Consider the following 12,040-nt stretch of genomic DNA (forward strand, 5'->3'; position numbering starts at 1 on the left):
TAGCCGCGAGTCACGAAGACAAGCGGCGCATTACGCGAACTTACGGCTGACGTGCCTGCGGCGCAGCCCCCGGACAAGCCGGGTCTTTACCCCAATGTCCATCGCACACGCGCCAGCGGCACAACTGGTCTTCGAAGAAGCCGCGTTGCCCGCACTCTTTCACGCGTTCGGCCAGCTTGGCGTTCCCAGGCGCAGCCGATGCGCTGACCTTGGTGGCCGTGCTGCCGTCTGCCGCTTTCGCGTCGGCCGGTTTGGTGCGCGCCACGAGCGCAGCCAATAGATCGGCATCCGAATCATCTTTCGAAGCATTACCAGTCGGACGCGATTTCTTCGTTTGAGCGACCGCGGTCGGCGCGCTCGCGTGATGATTGCTTGCGCTCACGCTTTCCTTCTTGCTGTGTGCCGTCGCGTCGTGTTTCGCATTGCTGGCGACAGCCGTTGAGCTCTTAGCGTGCTTTGCCGCCGGCACCGTGACCGCCGACGCGGCCGCTGCGGACGCAACCGGCGTAGACGCGTTGCTCGGCTCAGCGCCATCGGCAAGCGCGCGCGATAAGCGGCTTTCATCGCCACTTGCAGGCGCACTCGCGGAGGCCGCTGGCGCCTTGCTGTCGCTGTCGTCAGCAACGATCGTGGCCGCTTGCGACGACGCTGCAGCCGGCGCCTCCGCTTTCGCAGTGACCTGCGCAGCACCGCTCGCGGCGGACGCCGGCACAGCAGCTTTCCCTGGGTTGGCGGGCGTGGCCGACGCCAACGACTCCGTCTGCACACGCTGCTGCATATGCCACGCACCCCAACCGCCGGCCGCGATCACCAGCAAGGCGACCAGCAGGAGCGGCGTTTTCGACCGGCGTGGTTTATCGGCAGGCGGCTCGACACGGCCTTCCAGATTCGCGAGGATTCGCGAACCATTGCCATCGGCGCCCTTAGCCTTATCGGATAACAGGCTAGGTGGGGCTTTGGAATTCGAACTTTCCGGCGCACTCATTCACTGTCTCATTGAATCCTGGATTATTTCGCCGTGATAATACCGTTCCGGCTCCTCTCCGAGCAGGCCTGATTCTAAGAGCAAGCATTACAAAATACAATTGTTTCCAATTTCCGGGGTCGACTTTGATTGCCGTAGTACTTCTCGCCTATTTCGCCTTCGCCGTTGTGATCGCCGCAATGCTGCTATTGCCGGCGGTACGCGCCTCTTTATTAGGCGCCGCACTCGCCATTCATGGCCGCGTTATGCGCGGAGCATCTCAAGGTGCTTCACGTGCTCGCGGTCAATTAGTACGTTCGGCAAAAATTTCGCAATCGACTGCAGTCGATATGCAAAAGTTACTGGCAAAGCGGCGCTTGCTGATTTTTACCACCACAGGTATTCTTGCGACGCCGCCATTGGTGGCATTGGCTTTACGCGGTCGGCAATTATTCCAATTCGATGACACTGCACGGGTACCGGACGAGAAAATTGCCGCGTTATTGAATGGCGAACAGCTCGTGCCCCCGCCGCCGCTGCCGCCCGAGGTATTTGCAACGCAGGAAGTGGAGCAGATTCGGCCCGCGCTGAAAGACGCGAGCCGCGACTGGAATTTGCTCGACGCCGATTTCAGAACGCGTTTATTGCTCGTTTACAAAATCATGCACGAGCAGTACGGGTATGAAATGGCATTGCTGGAAGGTTATCGCAGTCCGGAGCGGCAAAACCGCCTGGCGCAAATGGGGGGCAACGTCACCAATGCCGCAGCGTTTCAAAGCTATCACCAATACGGACTTGCCGCGGACAATGCGTTTTTGCGCGACGGCAAGCTCGTCATTTCAGAAAAAGATCCCTGGGCCATGCGAGGCTATCAGTTATACGGACAGACGGCCGAACAGGTCGGCCTGACGTGGGGTGGCCGTTGGAAATTGATGGATCTCGGGCACGTTGAATATCACAAACCCGGCTTCGTCCTGGGGCGTGGTCATTAAGGCGAAGTGGGCAATAAAGAGGTTGGCAATGGGGCGTTCAAGCAAATTTTCTGGCAAAAATCGGCAATGCCGCATGCATAACGGCATTCGCCCCATCGCCCTCGGCGAAACATTCCATGGCGGATTTAACAATCCGGCCGCATTCACCTTCGCCTGAATATGCTTTCGAATTGTTTCAAACGCGGCGCAGGCAGACTTTGCCCGCGCTCGCGCCATGCTGTTTGCCACACACGCGCCACAACACACATCACCAAGACCTGAACGGCTTATGCGACGCATTCTTAACGTGTTGACCCATACACGCACGCTCTCGATCATCGGCTTGCTCGCGCTCGCTGCTGTTTTGTTCATCGGTGCCGATACCTTGCAGATCGACCTGATGTGGCCTGCCATCGTGCTCGGCGCGGTGATCGCGCTATGGCTGCTGGTCTGGGTGGTGCGCCGCCTGCGCGCACGGCGCGCGAACAACAAGCTCGGCGAGATGCTCGAGCAGCAAGCCGAAAAACAGACCGAAACCGGCCCCGCCCCAACGCCCGCGCGCCAGGCCGAACTCGACGTGCTGCGCACACGCCTCGTCGACGCGGTGAAAACGATCAAGACCTCGAAGATCGGTCAGATGTCCGGCGGCTCGGCGCTGTATGAATTGCCCTGGTACATCGTGATCGGCAACCCGGCCGCAGGCAAGAGCAGCGCCGTGCTGAATTCCGGTCTGCAATTTCCTTTCGCCGACAAGAACAACGCCGTGATTCACGGTATCGGCGGCACGCGCAATTGCGACTGGTTCTTCACGACCGAAGGCATTCTGCTCGACACCGCCGGCCGCTATTCCGTGCACGAAGAAGACCGCACCGAATGGATCGGCTTCCTCGGCCTGCTCAAGCGCTTCCGGCCAAAGGCGCCGATCAACGGCATCATCGTCACGGCGAGCATTGCCGAGTTGACCAGCAGCAAGCCCGAGTTCGCGATCAATCTCGCGAAGAATCTGCGCCAGCGCGTGCAGGAGTTGACCGAGAAGCTCGAAGTGTTCGCGCCGGTGTATGTGATGTTCACCAAGGCCGACCTGATCACGGGCTTCACCGAATTTTTCAGCGGCAGCGACCGCCACGAATACGACCGCGTGTGGGGCGCCACCCTGCCCTACGAGCCAGACGAAAAGCGCGACGTGGTGGGTCTGTTCGACGAGCACTTCGAAGAGCTCTATGACGGCCTGAAAGAAATCAGCGTCGCGCAGATGTCGATCAACCGCGGCAACAAGCTCTCGCCGGGCCAGTTGAGCTTCCCGCTCGAATTCTCGGCGATCAAGCCCGCGTTGCGCGCGTTCCTCGCCACGCTGTTCGAAACCAACCCGTTCCAGCACAAGCCGATTTTCCGTGGCTTCTACTTCACCAGCGCGTTGCAGGAAGGCGAAACCAACAGCGCCGCCGCCACGCGCATCGCCAACCGCTTTGGCCTCTCCGCGGACAGTCTGCCCAAGCCGCATAGCGCGTTCTCGAAGAACGGCTTCTTCCTGCGCGACCTGTTCTCCAAGGTGATCTTCGCCGACCGGCAGACCGTCAAGCAGTTCGCCAGTCCCGCCAAGACGCGCATGCGTTATGCCACGTTCTTCGGCTTCGTCGCGGTGCTCGCGTTGGCGCTCGGCGGCTGGACGTGGTCGACGATCGGCAATGAGCAGCTCGCCGACAACGTCAAGGCCGACCTCGACAACGTGGTGCGCCTGCAGCAGAACCGCAATGACCTGCAATCGCGCTTGCAGGCCATGGACATTCTGGAAGACCGCATCGACCAGCTCGAACAGTTCCGCCGCGACAAGCCGCTAGCCGTGTCGCTCGGGCTGTATCAGGGCGACCGCCTCGAGCAGCACTTGCTCACCGAGTACTACAACGGCGTGCGCCAGATCCTGCTCGACCCGGTCTCGCAGAATCTCGCGTCGTTCCTGAAGGACGTCAATGCGCACCCCGATCATCTCGCGCCGCTGAACCGCACGCCGGACGCCGCCGCGATTCCGGTGTCCGCACACACGGCGATGGCGGCGAACAGCCAGGGTGGCCTGTATAGCGACGCGTCGCCGACCAACGTCGAAGACGCGTACAACGCGCTCAAGACCTACCTGATGCTGAGCGACAAGCGTCACGTGGAAACCGCGCACCTGACTGATCAGGTCGCCCGCTTCTGGCGCGGCTGGCTCGAAACGAATCGCGGCAACATGCCCCGCGACGAGATGATCCGCAGCGCCGAGCGCATGATCACCTTCTATCTGTCGCGCGTGTCCGACAACGACTGGCCGATGATCGACCAGAACCTCGGCCTCGTCGACCAGACCCGTGAAAACCTGCGCCGCGTGGTGCGCGGCATGCCGGCTCGTCAGCGTGTCTACGAAGAAATCAAGGCGCGTGCGTCGACCCGCTTCGCGCCGATGACGATCGCGCGCATCGTCGGCGAAAACAATACGGCGCTGGTGGCCGGCAGCTACGCGATTCCCGGCACCTTCACGCGTGAAGCGTGGTTCCAGTACGTGCAGCCGGCGATTCGCGATGCCGCCACCAAGGAATTGCAGGCCAAGGACTGGGTGCTCAATACCTCCGCGCACGACGACCTGACGCTCGAAGGCAGCCCCGAGCAGATCCAGAAAGCACTCGTGGCGATGTACAAAACGGAGTACGCGATGCACTGGCAGAAGTTCATGCAAGGCATTGCCGTGCAGAGCTTCGGCAGCTTCGGTCAGGCGGTGGATGCGATGAACCGTCTCGGCGACCCGCAGGATTCGCCGATCCGCAAGGTCCTCGAAACCGCGTATGACCAGACTTCGTGGGACAACCCGTCGCTCTTCAACGCGAACCTGAAGCGCGCGCAAACCGGCATGACCAGCTGGTTCAAGAATTGGTTCGCGCGTGCGCCGACCGGCCAGTTGAACGCCAACATCGACATCAACGGCAATCCGGTCGAAGTGCCGATGGGCCCGATCGGCCAGGAGTTCTCGGCATTGGGCCGCATCGTCGTCTCCGGCGACAACGGCTCGATGTTGAAGGGCTACATGGACACGCTCTCGAAGGTCCGTACGCGCTTCAACGTGATCAAGAATCAGGGCGATCCGGGACCGGGCGCGCGTCAGCTGATGCAGCAGACACTCGACGGCAGCGGCTCCGAACTGGCTGATTCGCTGAAGTACGTCGACGAACAGATGCTGACGGGTCTCACCGATTCGCAACGCAAGGCACTGCGCCCGCTGCTGGTGCGTCCGCTGATGGCGGCGTATGCAGTGGTGATCCAGCCGGCCAGCGTCGAAGTCAACAAGGTGTGGAACGCACAGGTCTACCAGACCTTCCAGGGGGCGCTCGCGAACAAGTATCCGTTTGCAGGCGATGCGAAGGTCGAGGCCGGCGCCGGCGAAATCGCCCAGGTGTTCGGGCCGGACGGCGCGATCGCCAAGTTCGTCGGTACGACGCTCGGGCCGCTCGCGGTGCGCCGCGGCGACACGCTGACCTCACGCACATGGGGCGATATGGGTCTCGCGCTGACGCCCGACTTCACCAGCGGTTTCGCGCGCTGGGTGGCGCCGCTTGCCGGCGGCGCGGCGACCTCGGGTGGCCAAAGCTCGGCCGAACCGCAGACCGTATTCCAGATCCTGCCGCAACCAAGCAGCGGCACCACGGAATACACGCTCGCGATCGATGGCCAGCAGATGCGTTACCGCAATACGCCGCCGCAGTGGACCAACTTCGTGTGGCCGAATCCGTCGGGCTCGCCGGGCGCCACGCTGAATGCCACGACCTTCGACGGCCGCACGCTGCAACTGGTCAACGAGCCGGGCCGCTACGGTCTGGAGAAACTGATCAACTCGGCGCAACGCAAACGCCGTCCGGATGGCACCTTCGATCTGTCGTGGACGCAAGGCAATGTCACGGTGGCGGTCAGCATGCGCATCATCAGCACGTCGCAGGCCTCGGGCGGTGCCAGCAGCGATGCACCGCAACAGCAAAGCCTGCGCGGCTTGCGGCTGCCGTCGTCGGTAGCGGACGTGAGCGCCGCGGCGAATTCAGTCAATGCGACAGCCGCGGGTGCGCCAGGACCAACAGGAACAGCGGGCACCGTGCCCGCTGTCGCACCGGCCTCACCAGCGGCACGGCCGGCCACGGCCGCCGCCGCGGTTTCGAACACAGGAGGTGCGCAATGACGCAAACCGTGCAGGCGCAAATCGCCTACTTCGGCAAGATCCCGTCGCGCGGCGACTTCGTCAAAAGCGCGCATAACCCGCAATTGCTGGCCACGCTCGACCGCTGGATCGCCGAGGCCATGGAGTTGCTCACTGACGATCCGCGCTGGAAGATCGTCTACGAAAACGCCAAGCCGATGCACTTCGCGTTCCTCGGCTCGCGCAGCAAGCTAGCGATCGCAGGGCATATGGTGGCGAGCCAGGATCAATCGTCGCGCCGCTTTCCGTTTCTTGCCGCCACCGCGCTGGAAGTAGAAAAGCCGCTGACGTTCCTCGCGCACAGTCCGCTGGCCTTCGCGCGCCTGTGGTCGCGTATCGCCTCGCAGATGAAGCCGTTGCTCGGCGTGAGCGAGCCAGCCGGCGCGTTGCACGCGCTCGGCGAAACGCAAGTGCCGATCGAAATCGGCGGCGGTCCGGGCAATCCGCACGACGGCACCTTCAACGACTTCGTCGAGCATCAGACCCTCTCCGGCCTCGAACAGATGCTGCTTGCAAGCGGCCATCCGGTGCGCTTGCGTGGCGCGATGCTGGCGCTCGGTTCGCTGCTGCGTCCGGTGATGCAAAGCGGTTCGTCGCATCTCGAACGCGGGCTCACACTGCCGCTACCTAACGATCCGTTCTATCGCTCGCTCGTCGCCGCTTTCTGGCTCGAACTGATCGCACCGTTCGTCTCGCAGGCTGATTTCGAACTGGCGATTTTTATCGGCACGATTGCCGAACGCGAACGGCTCATCATCGGCTTTAACGGTGCCTCGGCCAAAACGCTGCACAGCGTGGTCGATCCGCAGGCGTACGCGGCACACAACATCGATATCGACGATCCCGAGTGGATCGACGAACACGCACAAAACGACCATGGCATTAGCAAGCTCGTCAGCTACCTCGACCAACCGCAACTGTCGTTGCGTGTCAGCATCGACACGTTCCGCGAAGCATTCACGGGAGCGTGACACGATGTTGAGCAAACACACGCGCATTGCCTCGCTGCTGGCGGGCCTTCTCGTCTGCGCACTCGCCCATGCCGACAACGACGGCCCGGCACGCGTCACGCCGGTCGACAACAGCGGCATGGCGATTCGCACGACGGTTCTGCCCGCGCCTTCTTCGGCTCAGCAGGGCACTGCAGGTCCTGCGGTCAGCACGGCCGGCCTCGCCAGCGGTACGACGGGCGGCGGCACCGGTGCGATCAGCGCAGCGCCGCCGCCCGCCAATGCAACGCCGGGCCAGGTGGTGGTGGGCGGAAAGGTGCCGGATGAAGCGACCAAAGCGGCCGTGCTCGCACGTCTGCGCGACACCTACGGCGCGGCCAACGTGGTCGATCAGATCGAAGTCGCCGACGTTGCGACGCCGCCGAACTGGTCCGCCAACGTACAAAAGCTGATCGGCCCGCAGTTGAAGCAGATCAGCAAAGGCCAGTTGAAGATCGACGGCACGCAGATCGACGTGAAGGGCGAGGTGCATAACGAATCGCAGCGCCAGCAACTCGCAAGCGATATGGCGAACGCGCTGAATCCGACCTACACGATCAAGAACGGCCTGCGCGTGAGCGCATCGGAACAGGGCCTGCTCGACCAGACGCTGGCGAATCGCACAATCGAGTTCGAGACGGGCAGCGCGACACTTACGCCGCAAGGCCGCGCGATTCTCGATCAGATGGCGGCCGTGTTGTCGAAGATGCAGACGAAGACGGTGGCGATCATCGGCCATACCGACAACTCGGGCAATCGCACCTCGAATATCGCGCTGAGCCAGGCGCGTGCGGATGCGGTGAAGGGTTATCTGGTCGCGAGAGGCATTCCGCCCGAGCAGATGACGACCACAGGGGTTGGTCCGGATCAGCCGATCGCATCGAACGATACGACCGACGGGCGGGCGCGTAATCGGCGTATTGAGTTTCGCGCGGGGTCTTGAGTTGCTGCTTGCTTGACCTTATGAATTGAAAAAGCCTGGCACCGATTTCGATGCCTGGCTTTTTTGCTTGTGTTCAAGGAAGTTCTAGCTGTTTTCCTCGGGCTTCACGCCCAACAACTCGCGAATATGCGCGAGCGACCCATCGTCCTTCACCACCGACGACAACCACTGATGCAAAGGCATATCCGCGCACTCCGCCGCCTTGTCCGCAAGGTAAGCAGCCGGATTATGCGGCTCGGTGCTGCGAAAGAACTTGGCCACGGCACGCAACTGCGCGACGGCTTGCGCGCGGCTCTGGATTCCTGCAATCGGGCTGATCGTGGTCGGCATGGTCGTCAACACGGGTTCCTCGCGTTGCGGTGAAGTCTTGAAGGTAGGCTCGGCGCGTTCGTGTTCTTCCGGCTTCGGCGCTTTCGGCGGCGACGCTTCAGCGCTGACGCCCAGTTCGCGTGCAAAGCGTTCCGCCAACCGGTAGACGCTCTCGTACGCATCTTTCGCCTGACGGAAACTCGGTGCTGAATCGGCCGCGCGCTGGTCCAGTTGCTGTTCGAGTGCGAGCATTGCCGCTTCGAATGCTTTCAGATCCACCAGCAGGGTCGAATAGAACGCCGGCGGCGTGGCGCGTTTCGACGCCTCGATCTGCTCGATGGAAGGCTTGCCGCGCGCGATGTCGTCGGCGTGATCCGGATCGCGCTTGACCGCTTGCGCGACGTGCGTTGCCACGTCCCAATCGATCGTACTGTACGAGCTGCCTTGCGACGACGTGAGCGGCATCGCCCGCAGCAGATCACCGGTGCGGCCCATCAGCCACGCAACGTTGCCGAGGCGATACTCGGTGTCGTCGCCTTCCGGCAACGGATGCACGTAATCCCAGTACTTTTCGCACAGCCCCGTCAGCAGCGCATACCCTTGTGTGAGACCGGTCACGCCCTCTTCGATGGCCAACGCCTCGGTGAGCCAGACAGCGAGGCGCAGGTCCTTGGTCTGCGTCTGCAGCAGGTTGCTGGAGCGTTCGACCACGAATGGCCAGTCGGCCTCCTTGATATCCGTGACCCATTCGCCTTGATCCAGCGACGGGTCTTCGAATCGGCGCGCGTGCTGAATCGCGTCGAAATCCGCCGAAAACAGCAGGTCGTCGCCACAAGGCGAGGCTTCGCTGATCGGCGCCAGCAGCGTGTTCAGATTAGTCGGCATGACAGAAAGCAATAAGTATCCGGTACGGCATTAAAACAGATTGGCAGGCAGGCGGGGACTTGCCTGTTCACGCAACCGTGTATTCGAACTCGCCCGCCTCGCTCGCACGGACCGCGATGCGTTCGATCGCGGTGCCGTTGGCAATACGCTCGAGCATCTGCTGCGCGACTTCGGGCAATAGCGTGCCGTTCAGAATGTGGTCCACATTGCGCGCGCCGGAATCCACTTCGGTGCAGCGCGCCAGCACAGCGTCGACGAGCGACTCGTCCCACTCGAACACCGCTTTGTGATTCGATTCGATGCGGCGGCGAATCCGCTCCAGCTTCAAGTCGATAATTTCGGCCAGCACGTCGTCGGAGATCGGATAGTACGGCACCACTTTCATACGGCCGAGGAACGCCGGCTTGAACGTCTTGTACAGTTGCGGGCGCAACGTCTCCGCGAGTTCGTCCGGATCGGGCAGTTCTTCGGCGCTCTTGTTCAGGCATGCCTGCATCACCGCCTGCGAGCCGACGTTCGAGGTCAGAATGATCAGCGTGTTGCGGAAATCGATCTCGCGCCCTTCGGCGTCGTCCATGGTGCCCTTATCGAATACCTGGAAGAACATTTCCAGCACGTCCGGGTGTGCCTTTTCCACCTCGTCGAGCAGCACTACCGAATACGGATTGCGACGCACCGCTTCGGTCAGCACACCGCCCTCGCCGTAACCGACGTAGCCCGGCGGCGAACCCTTCAGGCCCGACACGCTGTGCGCCTCCTGATACTCGCTCATGTTGATCGTGACCATCTTGCGTTCGCCGCCGTACAGCACGTCGGCGAGTGCCAGCGCGGTTTCGGTCTTGCCGACACCCGACGGTCCGACGAACATGAACACGCCACGCGGTTTGTTCGGATCTTCGAGACTCGCGCTGGCGGTGCGCACGCGCTGCGCGATCGCATCGAGCGCATGGTCCTGCCCGATCACGCGAGCGGCCAGCAACGGCTGCAGATTCAGCACGGTCTGGATTTCGTCCTTGATCATGCGGCCGAGCGGAATGCCGGTCCATGAAGCGACGATTTCGGCGACCACGTGGCCGTCGACCTGCAATGGGACCATCGGCTGGCCGCCCTGCAATGCATGTAATTCCGCAACACGCGTGGCCAGCGTTTCGCGCGCCTGCTGAGCCTTGTCGGCCTGCGCGGCGTCTGCACTACTTACGCGCGCGGCGTCGATTTCCGCGCGCAAGCCGACGATCTCCGTTACCAATGCGCGCTCCTTGTCGTAGCGCGCCTCGTCAACGGCCAGGTCTTTCACGTCTTCTTCACGCAGGCTGCGCAGTTCCGCGAGCCGCTCGTCGTGCAACGCACCGCTCGCCACTTCGCGCTCCAGCGCCGCGATTTCGGCGTCGATGCGCTCGAGCCGTTTCTTCGTGTCGTCGATCGCGGCGGGTGTCGAACTATGCGCGAGCGCGACTTTCGCGCAGGCGGTGTCGAGCACGCTGATCGCTTTGTCCGGCAGTTGACGGCCGCTGATGTAGCGATGCGACAGACGCACTGCTTCGGTGATCGCATCGTCCAGCACGCGGACATTGAAGTGCTTTTCCATCAACGCGGCCATGCCGCGCAACATCGCCGCCGCGAGCGTCTCGCTCGGCTCTTCGATCTTTACAACCTGGAAACGCCGCGCCAGCGCCGCATCTTTCTCGAAGTACTTCTTGTATTCGCCCCACGTAGTCGCCGCGATGGTGCGCAATTCGCCGCGCGCCAAAGCGGGCTTCAGCAGATTCGCCGCGTCGTTCTGCCCGGCCTGGCCGCCGGCGCCGATGATCGTATGCGCTTCGTCGATAAACAGAATGATCGGATGCGGGCTCTTCTTCACCTCGTCGATCACGTTCTTCAGGCGGTTCTCGAACTCGCCTTTGACGCTTGCGCCGGCTTGCAGCAGCCCCATATCGAGCACGTGCAACGCGACTCCTTTCAGCGGTGCGGGCACGTCGTCGGCCGCGATGCGCAGCGCGAGGCCTTCGACCACCGCCGTTTTACCGACGCCCGCCTCGCCCGTCATGATCGGATTGTTCTGCCGGCGGCGCATCAGGATGTCGATCGTTTGGCGAATCTCGCCCTCACGGCCGATCACCGGATCGATCTTGCCTTCACGCGCACGCTGCGTCAGATTGCTGGTGTAGGTATCCAGCGCGGGGGTTTTAGAAGGCGCACCGGGTGCGGAGTCGGTCGCAGCTGCATCGCTTACGGCTTCTGCGGCGTTCTCTGCCGCATTGCTACGTTCGACTTCACGCGACCCCGCGGTCATTTCGTCGAACTTGTGCTTCAGATCCGTCACCCGCACGTCGCGCAGCAGCGGCGACATGCGTTCGGCGAACTGCGCGAGGTCCGGCGCCGTCAACAACGCGAGCAGCAAATGTCCCGAGCGAATCCGTCCAATCTGCGAATCGAGCGACGCGATCAACCACGCCTGTTCGAGCAAATCGATCAGATGCTTCGAAAACACAGGCGTGCGCGTATTGCCGGTTTTCAATCGCTGCAATTCGCGCTCGATATCAGCACGCAAGGCATGTGCGTCGACCCTGCATGCGCGCAGTACCAGCGTGACGTCGCTCGCCGGTTCATCCAGCAGCGCCAGCAACAGATGTTCAAGGTCGACCTCATAGTGACCGCGCGCGAGACAGTTGTTCGCCGCGAGCAAAGCCGCTTGCCGGCAGGTCGGATTCAGTTTGGCGATCAGGGTATTGAGGGACGTGCTCATGTCGTGCGATCCGGGTCCAGGTTCTA

7 protein-coding genes are annotated in these 12,040 nt (G+C 62.3%); 4 read left to right on the forward strand and 3 right to left on the reverse strand.

Features of this window, described 5'->3' with window-relative positions; translation table 11 throughout:
* Positions 1 to 40 precede the first annotated feature (40 nt).
* Positions 41 to 985: a hypothetical protein gene (locus P3T25_RS35955; protein WP_266239167.1), complete on the reverse strand. Its 945-nt coding sequence runs from the start codon at positions 983 to 985 to the stop codon at positions 41 to 43.
* Positions 986 to 1,110: 125 nt separating this feature from the next.
* Here P3T25_RS35955 and P3T25_RS35960 point away from each other — a divergent pair, with 125 nt between their 5' ends.
* The 4 genes from P3T25_RS35960 to P3T25_RS35975 all read left to right on the forward strand — a co-directional run bounded on the left by P3T25_RS35960 (position 1,111) and on the right by P3T25_RS35975 (position 8,077).
* Complete coding sequence (locus P3T25_RS35960) at positions 1,111 to 1,956, forward strand: M15 family metallopeptidase (protein ID WP_054036462.1); 846 nt, start codon at positions 1,111 to 1,113, stop codon at positions 1,954 to 1,956.
* A 268-nt stretch (positions 1,957 to 2,224) separates the two neighbouring features.
* Positions 2,225 to 6,127 (forward strand): type VI secretion system membrane subunit TssM, encoded by a 3,903-nt coding sequence (gene tssM / locus P3T25_RS35965; RefSeq protein WP_429361814.1) that lies wholly within the window; start codon positions 2,225 to 2,227, stop codon positions 6,125 to 6,127.
* On the forward strand, positions 6,124 to 7,116 hold the full coding sequence (gene tagF / locus P3T25_RS35970) for a type VI secretion system-associated protein TagF (protein ID WP_054036464.1): 993 nt from the start codon (positions 6,124 to 6,126) through the stop codon (positions 7,114 to 7,116). Before tssM ends, tagF begins: the two co-directional genes overlap by 4 nt.
* A gap of 4 nt (positions 7,117 to 7,120) precedes the next feature.
* Positions 7,121 to 8,077, forward strand: a complete 957-nt coding sequence (locus P3T25_RS35975) for an OmpA family protein (protein WP_154561518.1) — start codon at positions 7,121 to 7,123, stop codon at positions 8,075 to 8,077.
* 84 nt (positions 8,078 to 8,161) lie between these two features.
* On the opposite strand, the gene tssA is transcribed toward P3T25_RS35975, so the two are convergent.
* Both tssA and tssH read right to left on the reverse strand, forming a co-directional pair.
* Positions 8,162 to 9,271, reverse strand: coding sequence for a type VI secretion system protein TssA (tssA, locus tag P3T25_RS35980; RefSeq protein WP_266239165.1), 1,110 nt, complete (start codon positions 9,269 to 9,271; stop codon positions 8,162 to 8,164).
* 67 nt (positions 9,272 to 9,338) lie between these two features.
* Positions 9,339 to 12,014: a type VI secretion system ATPase TssH gene (gene tssH, locus P3T25_RS35985; protein WP_266239164.1), complete on the reverse strand. Its 2,676-nt coding sequence runs from the start codon at positions 12,012 to 12,014 to the stop codon at positions 9,339 to 9,341.
* Positions 12,015 to 12,040 lie beyond the last annotated feature (26 nt).

Origin of the sequence: Paraburkholderia sp. GAS32, from assembly GCF_050434225.1 — a bacterium.
Lineage (GTDB): Bacteria > Pseudomonadota > Gammaproteobacteria > Burkholderiales > Burkholderiaceae > Paraburkholderia > Paraburkholderia madseniana.